This window comes from Streptomyces sp. NBC_01306, from assembly GCF_026340465.1.
Lineage (GTDB): Bacteria > Actinomycetota > Actinomycetes > Streptomycetales > Streptomycetaceae > Streptomyces.
This window is the reverse complement of sequence record NZ_JAPEPC010000001.1, coordinates 6,511,024-6,533,738: the sequence shown is the minus strand read 5'-3', so window position 1 is coordinate 6,533,738 and position 22,715 is coordinate 6,511,024. Positions and strand designations below refer to the sequence as shown.

Here is a 22,715-nt window from a genome sequence, read left to right as displayed (position 1 = left end):
CCAGCCGGGTCAGTTCAGCGGGACTCCGGACCCGCGAGGTGGCGGGCGATGACCATCCGCTGGATCTGATTGGTGCCCTCGACGATCTGCAGCACCTTGGCCTCCCGCATGAACCGCTCGACCGGGAAGTCCGCGGTGTAGCCATAGCCGCCGAGCACCTGGACCGCGTCGGTGGTGGCCCGCATCGCCGCGTCCGTGCAGAAGAGTTTGGCCATGGCCGCCTGCCGCGAGAAGGGCCGCCCGGCGTCCCGCAGCCGGGCGGCCGCGAGATAGAGGGACCGGCCCGCCTCGATCTGGGTGGCCATGTCGGCGAGCATGAAGCGCAGCCCCTGGAAGTCCGCGATGGGGTGGCCGAACTGCTGCCGCTCCGTGGCGTACCGCACCGCCTCGTCCAGCGCGGCCTGGGCGACGCCGATGGCGCAGGCGGCGATCCCCAGCCGCCCGGAGTCGAGCGCGGAGAGGGCGATGGCGAAGCCCTGGCCCTCCTCCCCGATCAGCCGGTCGCCCGACACCCGTACGGCGTCGAAGTGCAGCTGGGCGGTGGGCGAGCCCTTCATCCCCATCTTCTTCTCGGGGACGGCGGCGGACAGCCCCGCGGCGTCGCCCGGCACCAGGAACGCCGAGATCCCGCGCGCCCCCTCGCCGCCGGTGCGCGCCAGCACCGTGCAGAAATCGGCGATCCCGCCGTGTGTGATCCACGCCTTGGTGCCGGTGATGACCCAGTCGTCGCCGTCCCGCACGGCCTTCGTGCGGAGCGACGCGGCGTCCGAGCCCGAGGCGGGTTCGGAGAGGCAGTACGCCCCGAGCAGTCCCCCGCCGAGCATCGCGGGCAGCTGCGCGGACCGCTGCTCCTTGCTGCCGTATCCGGCGAGGGCGTGGCAGGCGAGCGAGTGGACGCTGACGCCGAGGCCGACGGTGAGCCGCGCCGCCGCCAGCTCTTCGAGCACCTGGAGGTAGACCTCGTACGGCTGGTCACCGCCGCCGTACGCGGAGTCGTAGGGGAGGCCGAGCAGTCCGGCATCCGAGAGCAGGGTGAAGACCTCGCGGGGGAACCGGCCGGCTTCCTCCTCGGCGGCCGCACCGGGCACGATCTCCCGCTGGACGATGTCGCGCACCAGCGCGAGCAGGTCCCGGGACTCCTCGGTGGGCAACTGACGGTCCACCAACTGCGGGGCGCGGTCGGACATGGCGACGCTCTCCTCCCTGTCGGGCGCTGCGGCGTACGCGTGGCCAGGGTGTGGCAACGCCGCCGGATCTCGCCTTCAGCCGATGCTGCCCTCCCGGATCGCGGAAGAGGCTGACCAGAGGCTGTGGCGGCTTGAGTATGCCCGATCGGCGGACTTCCGTCACGGGGCGGAAATTGGTCCGAACCATTGACCGCACTGGTCTAGTCCTTCTATCTTCCCGCTATCGGCTTTCCGCGTTCATGCCAAACACATGCACCAGACAGCTCCCCCCACCTTCCGCCCCCCTCCCCCACGAGGAGACAGCATGTTCGGACGATTCCACCCAAGGGCCCGGGTCCGGTCCCTGCTCGCCGCCGCCTGTACGGCAGCCCTCGGCGTCTCCCTGCTCGCGGGCGCCGGCACGGCGTCCGCCGGCGAGCACCGCGCCGGGGCGGCCACCAGGACGGCCGCGAGTACCGAGACGGGCACCGCTGCGGCCGCGGGCAGCAAGGTCGTCGGGTACTTCGCAGACTGGGACGTCTACCAGCGCAACTACCAGGTCAAGAACATCCAGACCTCGGGTTCGGCGGACAAACTCACCCACATCAACTACGCGTTCGGCAACGTCACCGGCGGCAAGTGCGCCATCGGCGACGCCTACGCCGATTACCAGAAGACGTACGACGCGTCCTCCAGCGTGGACGGCACCGCCGACACCTGGGACCAGCCGGTGGCGGGCAACTTCAACCAGCTGCGCGAGCTGAAGAAGCTGCACCCCAACCTCAAGATCCTCTGGTCCTTCGGCGGCTGGACCTGGTCCGGCGGCTTCGGTGAGGCCGCGAAGGACCCGGCCGCCTTCGCGCAGTCCTGCTACGACCTGGTCAAGGACTCGCGGTGGGCGGATGTCTTCGACGGCATCGACATCGACTGGGAGTACCCGAACAACTGCGGCCTCTCCTGCGACACCAGCGGAACGGAGGCCTTCAAGAACGTGATGGCCGCGCTGCGCGCCAAGTTCGGCTCGTCGTCGCTGGTCACCGCGGCGATCACGGCCGACGCCTCGGACGGCGGCAAGATGGACTCCGCCGACTACGCGGGGGCCGCGCAGTACGTCGACTGGTACAACCCGATGACGTACGACTACTTCGGGGCCTGGGACGCACAGGGGCCGACCGCCCCGCACTCCCCGCTCACCTCCTACACCGGCATCCCGAAGGCGGGCTTCAACACCGACGCCACGATCACCAAGCTCAAGGGCCTGGGCGTGCCCGCGGACAAGCTGCTGCTGGGTATCGGCTTCTACGGCCGCGGCTGGACCGGTGTGACCCAGGACGCCCCCGGCGGCACCGCGACCGGCCCGGCCCCCGGCACGTACGAGCAGGGGATCGAGGACTACAAGGTCCTCAAGACCAGCTGCCCGGCCACCGGGACCGTCGCCGGGACCGCGTACGCCAAGTGCGGCTCGAACTGGTGGAGTTACGACACCCCGGCCACCATCGCGGGGAAGATGGCCTACAAGAACCAGCAGGGCCTCGGCGGCACCTTCCTCTGGGAGCTGAGCGGCGACACCTCCAACGGTGAACTGATCCACGCCGTCAGCTAGTTCCTGTCCGCATCAGGGGGTGGAGGCCGGCCGGCCTCCACCCCCTGAGCGCGTCCCCCGGTCTCACTCCGGGGGCGGCGGCGACGGGCACTCGGCGACGAACTCGCCGATGGTGTCGAGGGTGTTGCGCAGCATCCGCACCAGCAGCTCACGGATCTGCGCACGGTCGAGTTCCTGGTGGCCGAGCCAGTCGAGCGTGATGCCCTCCACGGCGCTCAGCCAGCCCAGCAGCGCGAGCCTGGCCAGGAGCGGGATGTCCCGGTGCCCGTAGGCGCCATCCGCGATGGTGGCGATGAGTTCCTCACGGACCGCGCCGCGCAGCGCCTGCACCTGGGTGTCGAAGCCGACGCCGCCGGTCACGATGGTGCGGAAGGCCGCCCGGTTGTTCTGGGCGTAGAGCAGATAGCCCTCGACGGTGCGGTGCACGCGGTCGGCCCTGGGCAGCTCGGTCTCGCCGGCCGCGCGGGCGACCAGCTCGGCCACCGACTCCTCGACGACGGCGAGGTAGTAGCCGCGTTTGCTCTTGAAGTAGTAGTAGATGAGCCCTTTCGCGACCCCCGCGTGCCGGGCGATGTCGTCCATCGACAGTGCGTCGTACGACGTGTCGGCGAACAGTCTCCGCCCGGTGGCGATGAGGTCCGTGCGACGGAGCTGGGAACGCTCGGTCGGGGTGCGCTGATGTATGTACGGTCCGCTCTGGTTCACGTCCGGCCCTGTTCCGCCACTGCTCAGGAGGTTGCCACTGCCCTCGTAGGCCCGAAGTATGGCAGACCGCTCAGGGCCAAGTTCTTCAGGCCGTGGAGCCGTTGACCTGGGAACGGCCCGCCGGATGCGACGCCGCCGAAGGGACGGCAGCAGGTGAGGCACGGCATCAAACGACACCTCAAATGCTCTGCGCCGCGCCCCAGTTGGGTCAACGGGGAGGTAATCGCCGTGCCCTGGGGGGATCCTGTGCCGGTCCGCCGGAAGCCCTGCTGGACAGATCACCGCCGAGTACACTCCGTGACCGACGGAGGACCGTGTGGTGTCATGCGGCGCGAGGGGTGAGGACGGGGCGGTGCTGATGACGCCAGAGGCAGGAATCAAGGTCGCAGGCCGGTATCTGTTGCAGGAGACCATCGGCAAGGGCGGGATGGGCGTCGTGTGGCGGGCCTGGGACGAACGGCTGGAGCGGCAGGTCGCGGTCAAGTTCGCCCACCCGGACGACGACCGGTCCACGCAGCAGCTCATGAAGGAGGCGCGCAACGCCGGGCGGCTGCACCACGCGAACATCGTGGGGGTCTTCGACTACGACCACGACGCCGACACCTGCTGGATCGTCATGGAGTACGTGCCCGCGCAGAGCCTGGCGCAGATCGTCCACGAGCGGGGTCTGCTCCCGCCCCAGGAGGCCGGGGCGATCGGCAGCCAGATCGCGGCCGCGCTCGCGAAGTCCCACAGCGCGGGCGTGGTGCACGGCGATGTGACCCCGGAGAACATCCTGGTCACCGACGAAGGCATCGCCAGGCTCACCGACTTCGGGATCTCCCGGGCGCTGTGGAGCGAGGCCACCCGGACGACCACCGGTGTCGTACGGGGCAAGCCCCGCTATCTGGCGCCCGAGCTGGTCAGGGGGAAGCGGGGAGACGAGAAGTCCGATGTGTTCTCCCTGGGCGCGACCCTGTACGCGGCGGTCGAGGGCCAGTCGCCGTACGGGCAGGCCGAGCACCCCATGGCGTATGTGGCCCGGGCGATCGAGGGGCACCTCGAACCCGCGGTCCGGGCCGGCCTGCTCACCGGGCCACTGGCCGCGCTGCTGGAGCTGGAGCCCCGGAACCGGCCCGACGCCACCGGGGCGTACGAGCTGCTGACCCGGGCCGCCCCGCCTCCGCCGGAGATCACGGCGAAGCTGAACGACGGCCGCACTCTGCCGATCGGCCCCCTCCTGTCCGTCACACGCCGGTTGCCACGGGTCGTACGCCGTCGGCGCCGAGCGCTCGCGATCACGTCGGGGGCGCTGGTCGCGGCGGCGGCGATCGCGGCCGCCGGCCTGCACCCGTGGACCGCGGGGGAAGACAGCCGGACGCATACGGACGGTGCCAGGTCCTCGGCCACGGCCGGCGCGGGCAGGGCCGGGACCATCGGCGACGCCGCTACGGCGGCCCCCTGCGGACTGCTCGACGCGGCGTCGCTGAGCCGGTTCGGCGAGACCCGGCTCGACCCGGCCTACGGAGAGTTCAACCGCTGCGACGTCGTGGTGGAGACCGGCAACGGGGACGAACTCGCGGACCTGGAACTCGCCTTCGACAGGGCCCCGGCACAGTTCGGTGGCGACGTGCCCACCCGGCGGGTCGGCAACGTCACCGTCGGGTCGTACGCACGCGACGGGGACGAGTGCGAGCGGCACATCGCGACCGCTGACCACGAACAGGTCGTGATCGTGGCAAAGCGGCGTGCGGCGGGGGCACCCGAACCGTGCGAACTGGCCGACGCGGGCACCGACGTGGCGGTGGGTGTGCTGGACCGGGGCGCGGTTCCGCGGCGCTCCTCAACCGCCGCCGCGGCCTCCCTGGCCCGTCGCGACGCATGCTCACTGCTGGACGCGTCCGCCATCGAGAAGGCGGCCGGTGTCGAGACGCAGCACCCGGAGCGGGGCTTCGGCAACTGGCAGTGCGGGTGGTCCTCGTCCACCGGCGACGCGGGCGTGGACGTCCTGTTCAACCGGGACAACGAACTGTCGGACAACGGAAAGCCGGCACGGGTCGCCGGGCGGAAGAGCTATGTGTCCCCGGGGGAATCCGGCGACGACAGCTGTGTCGTGCGCACCCCGCACCGTACGTATACGACCGCCGTCGGCGACGACATCGTCGAGTTCGTCGAACTGACCGTATACGCACCGCAGTCGGCCGGCCGGCTCTGCGACACCGCCAAGAAGCTGTCGGCCACCGTGGTGCAGAACCTCGCCGAGCAGCTGCCGGAGAGCAAGTGACCGTGCCCCCCACGACGGCGCGCCCCGCCGACGGGCGCACCCTGCCCGCCGGTTACGGCAGTCTGGCCAGGGGCGCCTCAGGCCCCGTGCCCGGGACGCTCTACGCACTGGCGCTCACCGGCGGCATGGCACTGGGCCCGGGTGAGGGCCGTGAGGTGCTGTTCGGCCGCAACCGGCCCGATGTGCACATCTGTCTGGGCGAGGACGATGCCCGGGTGAGCCGTCACCAGGGCACGTTCACCCACCGGGCAGTGGTGGGTACGGAACGACGGGCGGTTGCCGATCCGCTGCGCCGGGACCCGGCTGCTGTTCGGGGGCGAGGAGCCGTTTCCCCTCGCGACCGGCTACACCCCGTTGTTCGCGGGTGGTTCGCGAGGCCGCGAGCACCTGCTGGAGGCCTTCGTCACCGGTCCCGAGGACGAGCGTCCGGTACCGCGCCACGGTGACGTCACCCGGCCGCCCCGGGTGTGGCTGCTCACTGAACAGGAGAAGTTGGCCCTCATCGCGCTGGGACGCCGTTACCTGTTGCACGAGCCCCGCCCGCAGCCGCTGACGTGGAAGCAGACAGCCGCCCAGCTCGCCGAGTTGCAGCCGGGGGCGGGCTGGACCGACAAACGCGTCGAGCACCTGGTCAACGCCGTACGTCTGCGGCTGTCCCGCGACGGGGTGCCCTGGCTGACCCGCGAGGAGGTGGGCGAGCCGGTCGGCAACGCGCTCAACGACCACCTGATCCGCGCCCTGATGGTGTCGACCAGTCTCGTACCGATGGACCTGTCGCTGATCGACGCCGCCTGATGCCCCGCTGACGCCGGCCACCGGGCCCGCGCCCCTCCTCGGGACCCCTCCCCGGGACAGCTCCTACGCTCACGCACCATGACGACCACGACCCGCCGCCCGAACGGCATCCGCAGCCGGCTCCTCCCCGGAGCCGCCCTGCTGGCGACGCTCACGGCCGCGACCGCACAGCCCCTGGCCCCGGCCTCCGCCGCAGACTCCGTGGTGTCACGATCCGTACGGCTCGTCATCACCGAAGGCGGCACCGCCGGGCACCCGGCTGTCCACCGCGGCAACGGCCGCACCGTCGACGGCATCACCGTCGAGGCCGACCACGTCGTGGTCGAGGGGTACGCCGTCGACACCCCGCAGGCCCCCGGCATCGAGATGACCGGCCACGACATCACCGTACGGAACAACACCGTGACCCGCCCGCACGGCGGCGACGGTGATGGCCTGCGCTTCTTCGGCGACGACCTGAAGATCCAGCACAACACCATCACCGGCGCCTCCAACCGGTACGGCCACGCCGACTGCATGCAGACCTTCGCCAGCGACACCCCGCCCAGCCACCACGTCCTGATCGAGGGCAACCGGTGCGAGCGGATCGACAACATGTGCCTGATGGCCGAGGGCCCCAACGACGGCGAGGGCGACGGCCGCGGCCACACGTACGACATCAGAGTCAGGAACAACTACTGCGAGACCCTGAAGGCCTCACAGACCCTGATGTTCGAGGACGTCCAGCACGCCACCGTCACCGGCAACGTCTTCGCCGCCGCCCCCGACCATGCCATCGGCCTGGCGATCCATTCCACGGGCGCCCAGGTCAGGGGCAACAAGGTCAGCTCCCGCATCCGCTACGAAGTCGGCATCGACCGGTCTTCCCTGCCGGGCTACCGGGGCCCGCGGCCGGGCGGCGCCCCCTGACCACTCGTCGCAGCAGGTGGAGGTCACCGGGGGCCGGACGGTCTCAGGCGTGCAGGACGCAGTCCACCTCCTGCCCGGACGGAAAGGTGACCCGGGGCGGTGCGACCTGCCCGCACTCGGCATGCGCCAACGGGCAGCGCGGGTGGAAACGGCAGCCCGACGGCGGGGTGATGAGGCTCGGTGGTTCCCCCTGCGACGAGGTGATGTCGAAGGCGCTGACCGCGTCGGGGAAAAGGAGCCGCTCCGGGTCGGGAGAGGAATCCAGCAAGAGCTTCGTATAGGGGTGTTTGGGGTGCTGGATGACGTCTTCGGTGGGCCCGGACTCGACGACCTGTCCCGCGTACATCACATGAATACGGTCCGCGAGATAGCGGGCGCTGGCGATGTCGTGGGTGATGTACAGCAGGCTGAGCCCTTCCTCGTCCCGCAACCGGGCAAGGAGATTGAGCATGTCCAGGCGGATCGACACATCGAGCATCGAGATCGGCTCATCACCGATCAGGACACTCGGACGGACCGCGAGAGCGCGGGCGATCACGACGCGCTGACGCTGGCCGCCGGAGAGTTCGTGGGGCAGTTTGTCGATGAATTGCCCGGCCGGTGCAAGGTTGACCTTCTCCAGGAGATCGAGGACCTGGAGCCTGCGTTCGCTCTTCGAGGCCGCCGCATGGCCGTGCAGCCGCAGTGCTCGTTCCAGGTTGTGCCGGACCCTGCGCTGCGGGTTGAGCGAGCCGAAGGGATCCTGGAAGATCATCTGCACGGCCGAGTGATAGGCCCGCGCAGCCTTGGTATCCGGTTGCACGGCAGTGCCGTTCAGCCGGATCTCCCCCGCGGTGGCACCGTGGAAAAGGGCGAGGAGCCGGGCGAGTGTGGTCTTGCCACTGCCGCTCTCGCCCACCAGCGCGACGATCTCACCCCGGTGGAGCGTGAGATGGACATTCTCCACGGCGCGCACCACCTGGTGCCGGCCGAGGCCACGGGTGACGTCGAAGTGGCGGCTCACCCCGACCGCTTCGAGTACGGGCACCAGCCCACGGGCCTGCGCGGGAACGGCGGTCGTCACCGGTTCAACTCCTCGTGTGGGGCGGACTGTTCCGCGCGCTCGGCCACCGGCGGCGCGTCGCTCGTATGCAGATGGCAGGCAACCTGGCGGTCTCCCGCCGTTACGAGTTCGGGGGTGCGGGTGTCGCACGGTGCGAACGCCCGATCGCAGCGCGGGTGGAAGGCGCATCCCGCAGGAGGAGACAGCAGGCTCGGTGGAACGCCGGGTATTCCGGTCAGCTGCCGCTTGGGCGCGAAGAGCGGTGGGAACGAGTCCCGCAGACCACGGGTGTAGGGGTGTTGCGGGTCGGCGTAGAGAGCCTTCGCCGGGCCCTCTTCCACGATGCGTCCCGCGTACATGATCGCGATCCGGTCGGCGAGTTCGAGCAGCAGGGACAGGTCGTGGGTGACGAAGACCACGGCGAAGTCGAGCCGTTCGCGCATCCGGAGCACCTGCGACAGGATCTGGCGCTGCATCACCACGTCGACGGCCGTGGTGGGTTCGTCCATCACGATGAGGGACGGCTCGCAGGCGAGGGCGAGCGCGATCGAGGCGCGCTGGCGCATGCCGCCGGACAGCTCGTGCGGATAGGCGCGAAGGCGGTCCGCGGAGATGCCGACCAGGGCGACCAGTTCGGCTGCCCGCTCCCACGCCGCCTTCCTGCCCATCGTCGGATCGTGGGCCCGCAGGACATCGGCGAACTGCGCGCCGAGCCGCATCACCGGGTTGAGAGCGTCCATGGCGGACTGCATCACGATCGCGATCTCGCTCCACCGCAGGCGGCGCAGCACGCGCTCCGGCTGCGCCACCAGGTCCAGGGGGTCGGAGCCTTCTCGGTGCAGGAGGATCGAGCCGTTCGTGGTCACAGCCGGCATCCGCTGCAAGCGGGTCAACGCGGTGATCAGCGTCGACTTGCCCGATCCTGACTCACCTGCGACACCGAGGATTTCGCCCCGGCGCAGATGGAAGGTCAGCTCACGGCAGGCCACGACGCCGGGGTCGGGCGCGGGCCTGACGTACTCGACGGTGAGGTCCTTCACTTCGAGCAGGAGGTCGTGCGGGCGCTGTGCGAGGTCGACCGCGCCCGTGCTGTCGGGGTGTACGGCGCCGGTCATGACGGGACCTCCTGGGTGCGCGGGGCGGCCGGTGTCGGGCCCGGCCGGGCAGCCGCCCCGGCGCGCCGGTCGACCTGGCGGACGAGGCTGCGCCGTGCTGCCTTGAGACGGGGGTTGGCGATCTCGTCGATGCCGAAGTTCACCAGACCGGCGGCCAGGCCGAGCAGGGCGATGCAAGCTCCCGGCGGCACGAACCACCACCACATTCCGCGCAGCAACGCCGACTGCTGGTTGGCCTGCTGGATCATCGTGCCCCAGCTGACCGCGTCAGGGCTTGTGATGCCGAGAAAGGCGAGCCCGGCCTCGGCGAGTACCGCCCCGACCACCGCATGCAGGAACATCGCGGAGATCCAGCCGGCCAGGTGCGGCATCGCCTCGACCCAGACCAGACGCCATCGGCGCTCACCGAGCATGCGCATCGCCATGATGAAGTCCCGCCGGCGCAGGCTCAGGGTCTGCGCCCGCAGGGTACGCGCGCCACCGGGCCAGCCGAAGAAGCCGATGAGGAGCCCGATCATCAGCACCCCGCCGCCCTGCAGATATCCGGCGACAACGAGGATCAGCGGGAAGACGGGGACGACCAGGAAGAGGTTCGTCAGAAAGTTGGCGAATCCGTCGGCGTGGCCGCCCGCGAACGTACCGATGACTCCCACCAGTACCGCGATGGCGGTGCTGATGGTCCCGGCGATCAGCCCGACCGTGATCGAGCCGCGGGTTCCGGCGAGGAGCTGCGCAAGGACGTCCTCCCCACCGGTCGTCGTGCCCAGCCAGTGCGCCGTGGAGGGCGGCTGCTGGATGGCCGTGTAGTCGATGGCGTGCGGGTCCAGGCCGAGGAGTGCGTCGAGGCCGGGGCCGAAGATCGCGAACAGGCCGTACAGGCACAGGATCGCGAGGCCCGTGCGGACCTTCCAGCTGTGCAGGAAGTCCTTCATGGTTCAGCTCACCTCCCGGGTGCGCGGGTCGAGCAGGGTGTACAGGGAGTCCGCGACGAAGTTGGTGAACAGGGTCGCCAGGGTCACGAGCAGGAAAACCGCCTGCATCAGGGGGTAGTCCCGCTTGTCGATGGCGTCGAACAGCAGGAATCCGATACCGGGGTAGGAGAAGACCATCTCGGTGAGCAGGGAGCCGCCGACGACAGAACCGAGAGCCAGGGCGAAGCTGGTGAAGCTGGGCAGGATCGCGTTGCGGGCGCCGTAGCGGGTCATCACCCGCCAGGGGGACAGCCCCTTGGCGCGCCCGAGCTGGACGTAGTCCTCGCTGACTGTGGTGACCGTCATGTTGCGCATGCCCACCAGCCAGCTTCCGGCGGAGGCGAGGACGATCGTCGCCACCGGCAGAGTTCCGTAGTGCAGCACGCTCAGGACGTAGCCGATCGATCCGGGAGTCGCGTCGGGTGCGTACCCGCCGGAGAGCGGGAACCAGCGCAGCTTGAAGCCGAGGAACCACACCGCGAGCAGGGCGATCCAGAAGTACGGCACGGAGGTGGTGAACATCGCGAGCGGGGCCATCACCGAGTCGGCGAGGCGCCCGGGCCGCCATCCGGCGACGACGCCGAGGACGATCCCGATGACGAAGGCGAGGACTGTGGAGATCCCGGCCAGCATCAGGGTCCAGGGAAGGCCCGTCATGATCAGGTCGGAGACGGGCACGGGGAACCGGCTCACGGAGACGCCGAGGTTCAGATGCGCGAGGTTGCCGAGGTAGTCGGCGTACTGCTGGAACAGGTTCGCCTTCGGGTCGCCGAACAGGGCCCGGATGTTGTCGATGGCCCCGGGCGGCAGCGGCTCTCCCCCGGAGGTCTTCTGGAACTGGCGGAGAATCACCTCCGCGGGGTCGCCGGGCATCAGGCGCGGAATGAGGAAGTTCGCGGTGATCGCGGCCCAGGCGGCGACCAGGTAGAAGCCGAGTCGTCTGCGCAGCGGCCGCCACCGGCCGGAGAAACGGTGGCGCCGGGGCGCTGCGGCCGGAGCAGGAGGGGTCCCGGCCGCGGCGGGGGTGGCAGCGGAGGGGTTCTCCTCCGCGGTGCATTCGGTCATGGCGCGGTCCTTGTTCCTATTCGGCCGGCTTGAGGTGCTGGAGGGTCAGGGTGAAGTCCGGTCCGTTGATGAAGTGCGGGACGTAGTTGTCGACGCCGGGCTTGGGCCAGCCCTTCCAGCGGCTGGTGTTGATGTCCAGGAACCACACGCTCTGGAACAGCGGGCGCAGGGGCACCTGATCGGCGACGATCTTCTCCAGCTCAGCCGAGATCTCCTTGATCCGTGCCGGGTCGTCCGTCTCGCTCAGCCGGTGGAGGAGACGGTCGGTCTGCGGGTCCTTCCAGCGTTCGGTGTTGTCGAAGTTGGAGTTCTTGCCGATCGGCTGGGCGTACGAGCTGTCGAGCATGGCGGAGTAGGAGTTGAAGACCCCGGTGCCGCTCCCCGCATAGTTGAAGGCCATGCCGTAGTCGCCCTCGTTGACCTCGGGGTCGAAGCTGGAGGACTGCACCGGCAGCACCTTGACGTTCAGGCCGAGGGCCTGCTTCGCCTGGTCCGCGAAGCCGCGTGCGTACGCCTGCCAGTTGGCGTACTCCTGGATGATCTTCAGTTCCAGGGGATAGGACTTGCCGCCCTTGACGAGCTCGCCCTTCCTGACCGTGTAGCCACCGGCCTTGAGTTCCCTCTTGGCCAGCGCGATGTCCTGCCGGTTGACCTTGCCGCGGTACTCGCGGGCGATGACGTCGCCGTAGGCCTGCTCGTCGAGCCCGGTGATGTTCGCGGGTGCCTGGCCGGTGTCGTTGAGCGACAGCATCTTCCGGGCATCCACCGCCGCGGAGAGGGCGCGCCGCACATGGACGTTGTTGTACGGGGCGACGGCGTTGTTGAAGTACAGCGCCGTGCTGCCGCCCGTCGCGTACACCGCGTAGACGTTCGTCTTCGGGTCCCTCGCCACGAAGTCCTTGTCGGCGCCGGCCCATGCGGTCGTGGCCAGGTCGAGTTCGCCGGTGAGCATCTTGGGCTTGGTCGCGTCGCCGAGGACCGCCGGGATCTTGATGGCCGGTACGGCCACCCGGGCACCCCAGTAGTCGTCGCGGGCCTTGTAGGTGACCTGCTGGCTGTTGAAGTCGGCGAGGGTGTACGGCCCGGTACCGACCGGATTGTTGTTGGTCCAGGTCTTGAGGTCCTTGTGGGCCCACTGGTGCCGCGGAACGATGTCCAGACTGCCGGTCCCGAAGCTGCTGAGCTCGGAGTAGGCCGCGTGGTCCCAGGTGACCTTGACGGTCGAACCGTCCACCTTGGTCACCTTCTTGTAGGTGACGCCGGCGCGGTTGAGTTCGGGGTGCTCCAGCATGAGGCGCAGTGTGTAGACGACGTCGTCGGCGGTGAACTTCCTGCCGTCCGACCAGGCGACATCGGTGCGCAGGTGGAAGGTGAGTTCGGTGCCCTTGCTGTTCCAGTCGAAGGACTTGGCCAGCCAGGGGTCCGCCTTCGCGCCCTGGGTGTAGTCGACGCGCACCAACGGTTCGAAGAGCAGTCGCAGCGCGGGGCTCTTGTCGCTGGCGGGTGAGTAGATGTTGAAGTTGCGGGCCCAGGTCGTGGCGGCATCGGCGGCCATGGTCAGCGACGCACCGTTGCCGCCCGTGCCCCCGCTGATGTCAGTGGTCCCGCCGGTGCAGGCCCCGAGGCTTGCCACGAGGCAGCCGGCCACCGCGAGGGCGTTCAGCCTGCGCCGACCGTTTCCGATGGACAACACGATGTCCTCCTTGCGATACGGGAATGACGGGCACCCGGGCCACGGCGTCGGGGAGACGGAGCGGAACGGCAGCGGCGGCAACTCGTCCGGGCTGCGCCACTGCGCGGGTGAGCAGTGCCCGGACTGTACGAGATCGCTTCGGAACTCGGCCAGAAACTTGCTTCAACCGTTCAACATCGATCATCCGGAGGATGATCAAAGCCGTCGCACGCTCGGGCCGTTGGGTCGTTCGTCCGATGGGCCACGACCGTTCAATGGGCGACTCAGTGGGCGACGACGACCGAACGCTCGCCGGGAGTCAGGCGCGCGTACCGCACCGGCCCCTCCAGTACCCGTCCCCCCAACTGGGGCGAGTGCGCGGGCACCGGCCCCAGGGCGACGAGGACCCGGGTCCCGTCGGGGAACCGTGCAGTGACCGTGGTTCCGTCGATCCGGCACCGCACGTCGGGGACTTGCGCCGGCGCGCCCTGTCCGGTGAGCCCCACCAGGGCCACATGCAGCGTGCGGCGTTCGGCGCGCTCGGTGGTGGTGTACGGGAACGCGGCTTTCGCTCCGAACGCGCTCGTGGTTCCGTCGTTCGCAAGCCGTACCTGGCCATGGCCGTGCAGAGCGACGAAGTTACTGGTGAGCCCCGCGGCGGTGACGGCCGAAGACCGGTCCCCGCCGACCGGTTGCGGTACGAGCGTTTCCCCGGCGACCTGCCACCCGCTCTCGTAGAGCGGCAGGCCGGGAGGAGCGTCCACGAGATGGACTCGCAGTTCGTACGCGCCCCACACCACGCTCGCCGTCTCGATACGGGCATCCGCCACACCGGCGGGACCCTGTCCGTCCGGCGCGGCAGGCCAGCGCGGACGGTGCCACGACGCGGCGTGGCGGTCGACGACGCGCAGCCGGTGGATGCGGTGGCGCTGGGACAGCCCCCACTCGCTGTCCAGCAGACCGGCATGGTTGTCCGCGTGCTGCTGCCCGGGTTCCGGATGGGCGGGGCCGGTGACTGTCGAGTACGCCAGACGCGCGTAGTGAGGGTCGGCGGCGGCGCCGGGCAGGAGCCGGTTGTCGCTGCCGTGGTTGAACAGCCGGACGACTCCGTCGGCTCGTGTGGCCGAGAGGACGAAGCCGGGCGCCGGGAGGGACCTGACCTGGTCGGCGCGCTCGACGGGGAGCGGTTCCTCCACCGCGGTCCAGCACGGATGATCCGCCGGCAGCAACAGGCCGAGGAAGCCCTTGGACAACCAGTACGGCGAGCCCGGCCCCGAGTAGCCCTGCACCAGCGGCGGGAACTCCCCGTACCAGCCCAGCGTGGCGATCCCCTGGCTGTCGCGGAAACCGCGGGCGGTGAAGTGCCGCAACGCGCCGCTGGCCAGCCGTCTGGTCTGGCCCGGGGTGAGCGGTGTGGCGTCGGCCAGCGCACCGACCCAGGGGGCCGCTGTGGCGGCGAACCGGTAGATCAGGGAGCGCCCTTGGTGCACCGGCGCACCATCGGCACCGAAGAGCAGCGTGAAGTCGTCCAGGAATCGTCTCAGCCGCTCTCGCAGGACAGGCAGTCGTGCCTCGCCGCGCTCCCCCGCCATCAAGGCCCACAGCACGGGATACGTGTGCATGGCCCAGCCGCAGTAGTGGTCGAAGCAGTCGGCTCTTCGGGCATCGCCGCCGTCGCGGTACCACCCGTCTCCGACGTAGAACTCCTCGATCCTGGCGAGGTCGGTGTCCATCTCGGCCCGGTCGTGCGCCCCGCCGACGCTCGCCAGGAACTCGCCGACGATCACCCGGAACATGTGCCAGTTGTTGTCCGGGATGCCCAGCCCCCAGGCACCCTGGAACCACGCGACGATCCGCTCCCGCACTGCGGAGGGCAGTTGGTCCCACAGCCACGGCCTGGTCAGGTGCAGACCGAGCGCGAGCGAGCACGCCTCCACGAGTGTCTGACGGCAGTCCTGCGCCAGTCTCGGCCACGCCTCGGGATGAGCGGGGTCGGTACCTGCCGCGAAACCGTCGGCGTACGACTGGAGCAGCCCGGCCGGTGCCTCTCCCGCACTGCCCGCCACGCGGAAGGCGAACAGCAGGAAGGTCCGTGCGAAACCCTCCAGCTGATCCGAGTCCGGACCCGAGGACGAGGCACGGCCCGGCAGGGCGATGCGCGCGCCCGAGGGAGTGGCGAACCGGTGCGCGTCCACGAGGAGTTGGTCCGCGAGTGCCAGCCAGTGGGCCCGCCCGAACCCGGTGTACGGGGAGAGTTCCCGCACCTCGGGGGGCAAGGGCTGGTGCGACAGGTTCATGCGCGGCACCTCGTTTTCGTTCTGAGTCGCGGCGGTACGGAAATGATCGCCAGCATGACCGTTCGGTCAAGGAGGTGGCAATAAGTCGAAGGGAAACGAAGAAAGGTGCGGGAGAGTGAAAGCGGAGGCTTTCGATCGGTTGGAAAAGCCAGTACGCTCCACGCCCGGTGACCGGGGAGCCCATGGCCGGGTAAGTGTCAGCCGATTCGGGGGGACAGCACGTGATGATGGCGGTCGAGCGCCACGAGGCGATCATGCAGGTGGCCCGGAGTCAGGGCTGTGTGCGCGTGACGGACATGGCCGGTCGGCTCGGCGTCTCGACGGTCACCCTGCGCCGGGACATCGGCACGCTCGTCGACCGCGGCATGCTGGAGCGGGTCTACGGCGGAGCGAGCATCCCCGGCAAGCAGTCGCAGCCGGCTCGCAGGACGGCGCGGGGCAAGCAGGCGGGCGGGCGCGACACCCACCGCGCCACCGTCGGCCTGGTGGTCCCGTCCTCCGTGTACTACTACCCGGCTGTGCTCCGGGGGGCGGAGTCCGCTGCCGGGCAGCACGGTGCCCGTATCGTCCTGGCCGTCAACCACTACGACCACGGCATCGAACGCGAGCAGGTCGACCGGATGCTGAACCGCGGGGTGGACGGACTGCTGATCGCGACCGCCCAGCCCCCTGACGAGGATCCGGAGACCACGCAGTGGCTGAGCGGACTCGACGTGCCGACCGTACTGGTCGAGCGTTCGTTGTCGGGGACGGCCGCCGCGCACATCGAGTACGTGCGCACCGACCATGCGGCGGGCACCGAACTCGCGGTGGAACATCTGGTCTCCCTGGGGCACACCCGGGTGGCCGCGGCGGGCGGGCTCCGCAGCCCCACGGCCCGGTGGCTCTTCGACGGCCACGCGGAAGCGCTGGCCAGGCTGGGGCTCACCGACGGCGGAGTGGAACGCACGGAACTGCCGCGCAGCGACCTCGACCCGAAGGGCAACGCAGCCGCCGTCGAATCACTGGTGGACCGCTGTCTGGACAGCGGGACCCGAGCCGTCGTCGTGCACGCGGACGGAAACGCGGCGGCGGTCGTACGGGCCGTCATGGAGCGCGGGCTGGATGTCCCCGGTGACTTCGCGGTCATCTCCTACGACGATGAGGTGGCGGCGCTTGCCGAGGTGCCGCTGACCGCGGTGGCCCCGCCCAAGTTCGATGTGGGCCGCACCGCCGTGGACACCGTGATGCGACGCATCGCCGCGCCGGGTGATGAGGTGGCGACCCGGCGCATGGCGCTGCTGCCCAAGCTCGTGGTCCGCTCCTCCTGCGGCGCCGTCTGAGAGCCGGCCGCCCGCCTGTTGGCCATCCCGTCTCTTCGCTTTCGGTTCCTTTCGGTCAGCCGGGTGATCGTTGACGCTGCCGACCGACCGGTCATTGGATTGTCCCGGCACCTGCACATCAAGCCCCCGGCCGAGGAGACGCGTGACCAGCGACAACCGACCCCGACTTGCCCTCGCCATGCAGGAAGGCCTGGCAGGGCGCCTGTTCGACGACGAGCAGCTGCGGCGTCTCGGCAGGGCCGCGGACCTCGACCCGGCTCCGGTGCTCCACGAGTTCTCCTCGCCCCGGGCGAAAGCCTCTCTCGCGCGCGTCGACATCCTTGTCACCGGCTGGGGATGCCCGCCCCTCACAGCCGAGGTGCTGGCACGGGCACCACGCCTGCGCGCCGTTGTCCATGCCGCCGGATCGGTCAAACACCATGTCACGGCTGCTTGTTGGGAGCGGGGTATCGCCGTCTCTTCGGCCGCCGCCGCCAATGCCGTCCCTGTCGCCGAGTACACGGTCGCCATGATCGTCCTGGCCAACAAGCGTGTCCTGCCGCTGCTCGCGCGGCAGGCGTCCGGCCATGCACAGACGGACCCGCCCGACAGCTCCGTTCCGGTGGGCAACTACCGCAAGCAGATCGGGGTCGTCGGCGCCTCCGCCGTCGGCCGCCGCGTCCTCGCCCTGCTGCGGAACTACGACGTCGAACGCGTCGTCGCCGACCCCTACCTCACGGAGGCGGAGGCCGGGACGCTGGGCGCACGGCTGCTGGGGCTCGACGAGCTCGTGTCCACCAGCGACGTGGTCTCCCTGCACGCGCCTTCGCTACCGCAGACGCGGCATCTCATGGACGCGCGGCGGCTGTCGTCGATGCGCCCCGGTGCCACGTTGATCAACACCGCGCGGGGGGAACTGGTCGACACCGCCGCGCTGACGGCCGCGGTGGGCAGCGGACAGTTGTACGCGGTACTCGACGTCACGGATCCGGAACCGCTGCCCGCGGACAGTCCGCTGTGGAATCACCCGCATGTCGCGCTGACGCCTCACGTCGCGGGCTCCCTGGGAACCGAGCTGCTGCGCATGGGAGAGCTGGCTGTCGGTGAGGTGGAGCGCCTCGCCGACAGCCGGCCGCTGAACCACCCCGTCTCGGCCCGCCTGCTTGAGCGCATGGCATAGACACGAGTACGTCCATGCGTACGTGGCGAGTCCGTCCACTGACGACTCCTGCGTCTTTCGCCGTGGAGCCGTCGAGGCGTCGAGGCGTCGAGGCGGCCGTGGGACCCCACATGGTCACACCTGTGCGGGGCCCCTCATGCTCACACCAGCCCGAGCGACCGCAGAACCCGGTGCTGACCCGGTGTCAGGTCAGTGGGCCAGTAGAGGTAGCAGACACCGCCCGTGCCGCTCACGACCTTGCCGTTCGCGTCGTGCCGCTTCGTGCGGAGCCAGATGTTCTCCCACTCGGCTCGCCGGTACACATGGCGGACCGCGTTGTCGTCCGGTGAGGCGGGGTCGTTGGCGATCACGTCGCCGTCGGCCGTGAAGCCGATCACCGTCATCAGATGGCCCGAGGTGCCGTAACCGGCGCCGGTCAGCTCCTCCTTGAGGAAGGACTGTGACGTTATGGCCGGGATACCCGCCCTGATCAGGGTCTCCAGGTCGCCGAGCGAACCCAGCCGGGTGACCACCGCGCTCATGCCCTCGTAGGTCGCCGCGTAGGCGGCGTTGAACGGCCAGTTGCCGCAGCCCTCGTACTGGTAGTCATAGGTGTAGCGGGCCGCCTGGCAGACCTCGGGGTCGGCGTACGACGGATCGATCCAGGCCAGGTCGGCGGCGGTAGGCCCGCGCCCCCAGTACTTGATGATCATCGAGGACGAGGTGGGGCTGCACCAGGCCTCGCCGCCGTTGTCGTACTGCGGGTACTGGCCCGCGTGGATGTCCTGCGAGAAGCGCGGGACGGTCAGCTCGCGGGAGATCCGCGGCACCGACGGCGGGACGGTGAACCGGTCCGGGATGTCCGACGCCATCGCCCCGATCCGCCGGACGGTGGGCGTGAGCCGGGTGCCCGGGGTGCGGTACAGCGTCAGCCGCAGCCGGTACGAGACCAGCCGGAGCCCGCTCGCGGCGTCGCCGATGGCGAAGGTGTCGGTCGAGATGGAGCTCTTGCCGTCGCCCTGGCCGTCGAGGGAGGTCCGGCGGATGTCCGCGTCGCCGGAGGCCCAGCGGCCCATCACGTACCAGGGGGTCTCGGTGCCGTCGGTGTAGCTGCCGCGCAGCTCGACCTGGATCCAGGTGCCTGCCGGAGTGTGCGCGTTCCAGGACGCGACGGCCTCGGTGGCCGGGACGCGTGAGCGGTGGACCGGTGAGGTCCAGGTCGCGTACTCCCAGGCGGCGGTCTTCCCGGTGTGCGGATCGGTGTAGTCGGTGCGGCCCGCGGGGGCCGTGATCACCAGCCCGGAGCGGCGGCCGGGAACAGCCTTGGTGCCGTCGGCCGTTCCCGAGCGCCAGTCGCTGTACGAGGCCCAGGCGCTGTTGTCCACGAGCGGGGTCACGGGCCCTCCCCCGGCGGCCTGCGGGGTGTGCGGGGTGGCGGGCGCGCCGTCCGGGGCGGCCGGGGCGGCGACGGCGGGTGCGGCGGCAGCGGCACCTGCGGCAGCGGCCGCGGCGGCGACCGCCGCGGCGAGGACGGTTCTGCGCGGAGTGGTACTGGTCACTTTGATGGACCCCCAGTCGGATACGGATGGGGCGGCGAGTGCGCGACAGTGGGGCAACTATCCCGGCTCACGACGCGTTTCTGCCAGTGATTCGCCTCGCGTCCTGCCACCAATATTGGTATCGACCACTGGCGTGACCTGCGGCGCCGCCAACTGCTCCTAGGCTGGCCCCATGGAAGACCTCGACCACCTCGCCGCCGCGATCCGTGCACGGCCCGTCTCCTGCGGGCCGGTTCGGCTGATCGCGGTCGACGGCCACGCGGGCTCGGGGAAGAGCACGTTCTCGGCCACGCTCGCCGAAGCGCTGGGTGGTGTGCCCGTACTCCATCTGGATGATCTCGCCACCCACCAGGAACTGTTCGACTGGACCGGGAGGCTGCACGCGCAGGTGACCGGACCGTTCACCCGCGGCGAGGCCGCACGGTACGCGCCGTACGACTGGACGCTGCGCCGCTTCGGTCCCGAGCGGACCATCGACGCCACTGACGTCGTCATTGTCGAAGGGGTGGGCGCGGGCCGCCGGGCCCTGCGCCCGTATCTCGCCCAGCTGCTCTGGATGGACCGGGGCGCTGCCGCGTCCTGGGCACGGGGCCGCCACCGCGACGGCCCGGCCCTGACGGACTTCTGGGACGGCTGGACGGCGGCGGAGGCCCGGCACTTCGCCGGGGACCCTTCCCGGCCATTCGCGGATCTGCTGGTACGTGAGTGTTACAAGGGTTACGAGTGGTTCCGGGCTCCCTCAGTGACCGCGTGAGCGATCCATTTGGTCACGCATAGTCATGACCTCTCCCCAGGACCGGCGCCCGGCGGAAAACCGCCGTTCCAGTGCTTCAACTCCGCTTGACCCAGGGCCCGTACAGGTCTTACGTTCTCAATGTGCGGCTTTTCGAAGCCGCCGCAGACGCGAAGCCCCCGGTTGTTCCCCCGTGATCGGGGGCTTCGTTCTGCCCATTCCCTCCCCAACCGGACTCCCGGTCTCGCTGATCGCTCACCCTCGGTCACCGTGAGCAAGCCCTCTCCCCCTGGCACCCAGTACTCCGGCACCCTTCGGTACCGGGCCTCTGCGCAGGTACGATGCCCTTCGGGCGGCGCCGGTCAATTCCCGTCCGCTGCACAGCGGTTCACAGGTCGCAGGGCGCCGAGCCCGGCGGCACGGTACGGGGGCACGGTCTGTGGGGGACGTGATGGATTTCGGCACGCAGGGCTCGCACGCCCCGGCCGATCTTGCCTGGCTGAGAGGCGTGGACGCCTACACGATGGGGGCGTACCCACAGGCGGAGGAGGAGTTCCGGGCCGCGGTGCGGCTCGATCCGGGGATGGCGGACGGCTGGCTCGGACTGCATGCGCTGCGGGTGGACACCACCACCGCGTTACTGCGGATGTTCCGGCACCGGGAGCGGTTCGGCGAGCAGCGCGGCAGGCTGCGCCGCACCCTCAACTCCTGGTACTGGCTGGGCTGGTGGGTGCAGCCGGTCCTTGAGAGTCCGCGCGATCTGCTCCTCGCGCACGCCTCGCACTGGCTGGACGGACGCCATGTGCCGGAGCTGGACCGGGCGCTGGCGGGGCTGCCGCCGGTCGACACCGATCCGCAGGTGCGGTTCCTGCACGCCTGCCGCGCGTACCTCGCCAAGGACTGGGAGCGGCTGGTGCGTTACACCGCTTCGCTGGTCGACGATCCGGTCCTGGGGATCGAGGCGGGACTGTTCGGCGGGATGGCGCGGGTGCGCCTGGAGATGTACGGGCAAGCGGAACCACTGCTCTCGGCGGCGCTGATGCGCTGCCGCAGCGAGCAGCCGCAGCGCAAGGAGCTGCGCTACTGGCTCGCCCGCGCCCATGAGGGGACCGGGCGCAGTGCCGCGGCCCTGCCGCTGTACCGGGCGGTGCACCGGGTGGATCCCGCGTTCATGGACACCGCTGCCCGGCTCGCCGCGATCTCCGAGGGCGACGGGTACGACGACGCGGTGGACTACGCCGCGGTCTCACTGGCCGGGTTCGGGCAGGACGCCGTGGACGGGCAGATGGACAGCGCCTTCGCGGAGGGCGATCCGGCCGAGGGGCGGGATCCCCGGCCCGGGAGCCCCGGGAGTCCGGGCGGCGATCCGCTCGGCGGCTCCGCTCCGCCCTCCGGTACCGTACGGGACCGGGATCCCTCCCCCGCCGGCCAGTTCCCGCCGGATCTGCCTGCCGGGCCCACCGACCCCGAACTGCTGGCGTGCGCACTGGACGAACTGGAGCGCATGGTCGGCCTGGAACCGGTCAAACGTCAGGTCAAAGCGCTGTCGGCGCAGCTCAACATGGCCCGGCTGCGGGCCGGCCAGGGGCTGCCGGTGCAGCCGCCGAAACGCCACTTCGTCTTCTCGGGCCCCTCGGGTACCGGCAAGACAACCGTGGCCCGCATCCTGGGCCGGGTGTTCTACGCGCTCGGGCTGCTCGGCGGCGACCATCTCATCGAGGCCCAGCGCGCCGATCTGGTGGGCGAGTTCCTGGGACAGACCGCCGTGAAGGCGAACGAGCTGATCGACTCCGCGCTCGGCGGGGTGCTCTTCGTGGACGAGGCGTACAGCCTCGCCAACTCCGGTTACAGCAAAGGCGACGCCTACGGCGACGAGGCGCTCCAGGTCCTGCTGAAACGGGCCGAGGACAACCGCGACCACCTGGTGGTCATCCTGGCCGGCTACCCCCAGGGCATGGACCGTCTCCTCGCCACCAATCCGGGGCTCTCGTCGCGGTTCACCTCACGCGTCGACTTCCCGAGCTACCGGCCGCTGGAGCTGACCGCCATCGGCGAGGTGCTGGCGACGGAGAACGGCGATGTGTGGGACGCGGAGTCGCTGGACGAGCTGCGCTCGATCGCCGGTCATGTGGTGGACCAGGGGTGGATCGACGAGCTGGGCAACGGCCGGTTCCTGCGCACGCTGTACGAGAAGAGCTGCGCCTACCGGGATCTGCGACTGACCGGGTACGCCACCACACCGGGCAGGGACGATCTGTCGACGCTGCGGCTGCCGGACCTGATGCAGGCGTACGGGGAGGTGCTCTCGGGGCGGGGACCGGTCGGTCGCGGGCAGCAGGAGCCGCCGCTCTGAACGGTCC

The 22,715-nt window shown here is 70.1% G+C and carries 17 protein-coding genes; 8 read left to right on the top strand and 9 right to left on the bottom strand.

Annotated features, from left to right (window positions below; all coding sequences use genetic code 11):
• Positions 1-14: 14 nt before the first annotated feature.
• A complete protein-coding gene (locus tag OG385_RS28930) occupies positions 15-1,187 on the bottom strand; it encodes an acyl-CoA dehydrogenase family protein (protein ID WP_266859080.1) in 1,173 nt (390 codons plus the stop codon).
• A 304-nt stretch (positions 1,188-1,491) separates the two neighbouring features.
• Between OG385_RS28930 and OG385_RS28925 the strand changes: the two genes are divergently transcribed.
• Positions 1,492-2,769 (top strand): glycoside hydrolase family 18 protein, encoded by a 1,278-nt coding sequence (locus OG385_RS28925; protein ID WP_266859078.1) that lies wholly within the window; start codon positions 1,492-1,494, stop codon positions 2,767-2,769.
• Between the two features lie 63 nt (positions 2,770-2,832).
• Here OG385_RS28925 and OG385_RS28920 read toward each other — a convergent pair whose 3' ends face one another.
• On the bottom strand, positions 2,833-3,474 hold the full coding sequence (locus tag OG385_RS28920) for a TetR/AcrR family transcriptional regulator (protein ID WP_266859076.1): 642 nt from the start codon (positions 3,472-3,474) through the stop codon (positions 2,833-2,835).
• A gap of 358 nt (positions 3,475-3,832) precedes the next feature.
• Here OG385_RS28920 and OG385_RS28915 point away from each other — a divergent pair, with 358 nt between their 5' ends.
• The 3 genes from OG385_RS28915 (at position 3,833) to OG385_RS28905 (ending at position 7,441) form a co-directional block, all read left to right on the top strand.
• Positions 3,833-5,737: a serine/threonine-protein kinase gene (locus OG385_RS28915; RefSeq protein ID WP_266859074.1), complete on the top strand. Its 1,905-nt coding sequence runs from the start codon at positions 3,833-3,835 to the stop codon at positions 5,735-5,737.
• A 276-nt stretch (positions 5,738-6,013) separates the two neighbouring features.
• On the top strand, positions 6,014-6,532 hold the full coding sequence (locus OG385_RS28910) for an FHA domain-containing protein (protein WP_266859072.1): 519 nt from the start codon (positions 6,014-6,016) through the stop codon (positions 6,530-6,532).
• Between the two features lie 78 nt (positions 6,533-6,610).
• Entirely contained in the window at positions 6,611-7,441 is an 831-nt protein-coding gene (locus OG385_RS28905; protein ID WP_266859070.1) for a right-handed parallel beta-helix repeat-containing protein, read from the top strand.
• Between the two features lie 43 nt (positions 7,442-7,484).
• On the opposite strand, the gene OG385_RS28900 is transcribed toward OG385_RS28905, so the two are convergent.
• The 6 genes from OG385_RS28900 to OG385_RS28875 all read right to left on the bottom strand — a co-directional run bounded on the left by OG385_RS28900 (position 7,485) and on the right by OG385_RS28875 (position 15,603).
• A complete protein-coding gene (locus OG385_RS28900) occupies positions 7,485-8,504 on the bottom strand; it encodes an ABC transporter ATP-binding protein (RefSeq protein WP_266859068.1) in 1,020 nt (339 codons plus the stop codon).
• Positions 8,501-9,598, bottom strand: a complete 1,098-nt coding sequence (locus OG385_RS28895; protein WP_266859066.1) for an ABC transporter ATP-binding protein — start codon at positions 9,596-9,598, stop codon at positions 8,501-8,503. The genes OG385_RS28900 and OG385_RS28895 overlap by 4 nt, the downstream gene beginning before the upstream one ends.
• Positions 9,595-10,530 carry an ABC transporter permease gene (locus OG385_RS28890; protein WP_266859065.1) on the bottom strand — a complete coding sequence of 312 codons (936 nt, stop codon included), beginning with the start codon at positions 10,528-10,530 and terminating at the stop codon, positions 9,595-9,597. Before OG385_RS28890 ends, OG385_RS28895 begins: the two co-directional genes overlap by 4 nt.
• Positions 10,531-10,533: 3 nt before the next feature.
• Positions 10,534-11,634, bottom strand: coding sequence for an ABC transporter permease (locus tag OG385_RS28885; protein WP_266859063.1), 1,101 nt, complete (start codon positions 11,632-11,634; stop codon positions 10,534-10,536).
• Positions 11,635-11,650: 16 nt separating this feature from the next.
• Positions 11,651-13,327, bottom strand: coding sequence for an ABC transporter substrate-binding protein (locus OG385_RS28880; RefSeq protein WP_266859061.1), 1,677 nt, complete (start codon positions 13,325-13,327; stop codon positions 11,651-11,653).
• A gap of 263 nt (positions 13,328-13,590) precedes the next feature.
• Positions 13,591-15,603 carry a DUF2264 domain-containing protein gene (locus OG385_RS28875; protein ID WP_266859059.1) on the bottom strand — a complete coding sequence of 671 codons (2,013 nt, stop codon included), beginning with the start codon at positions 15,601-15,603 and terminating at the stop codon, positions 13,591-13,593.
• A gap of 194 nt (positions 15,604-15,797) precedes the next feature.
• On the opposite strand from OG385_RS28875, the gene OG385_RS28870 reads away from it, so the two are divergent.
• Both OG385_RS28870 and OG385_RS28865 read left to right on the top strand, forming a co-directional pair.
• Entirely contained in the window at positions 15,798-16,925 is a 1,128-nt protein-coding gene (locus tag OG385_RS28870) for a substrate-binding domain-containing protein (protein WP_266859058.1), read from the top strand.
• A 142-nt stretch (positions 16,926-17,067) separates the two neighbouring features.
• Positions 17,068-18,084 carry a hydroxyacid dehydrogenase gene (locus OG385_RS28865; RefSeq protein ID WP_266859056.1) on the top strand — a complete coding sequence of 339 codons (1,017 nt, stop codon included), beginning with the start codon at positions 17,068-17,070 and terminating at the stop codon, positions 18,082-18,084.
• A 140-nt stretch (positions 18,085-18,224) separates the two neighbouring features.
• Here the strand turns inward: OG385_RS28865 and OG385_RS28860 are convergent, their stop codons facing one another.
• Positions 18,225-19,622, bottom strand: coding sequence for a peptidase C39 family protein (locus tag OG385_RS28860; RefSeq protein WP_266859055.1), 1,398 nt, complete (start codon positions 19,620-19,622; stop codon positions 18,225-18,227).
• A gap of 172 nt (positions 19,623-19,794) precedes the next feature.
• On the opposite strand from OG385_RS28860, the gene OG385_RS28855 reads away from it, so the two are divergent.
• Together OG385_RS28855 and OG385_RS28850 are read left to right on the top strand one after the other, a co-directional pair.
• A complete protein-coding gene (locus OG385_RS28855) occupies positions 19,795-20,376 on the top strand; it encodes a uridine kinase (RefSeq protein WP_266859053.1) in 582 nt (193 codons plus the stop codon).
• Positions 20,377-20,806: 430 nt separating this feature from the next.
• Complete coding sequence (locus OG385_RS28850) at positions 20,807-22,708, top strand: AAA family ATPase (protein WP_266859051.1); 1,902 nt, start codon at positions 20,807-20,809, stop codon at positions 22,706-22,708.
• Positions 22,709-22,715 lie beyond the last annotated feature (7 nt).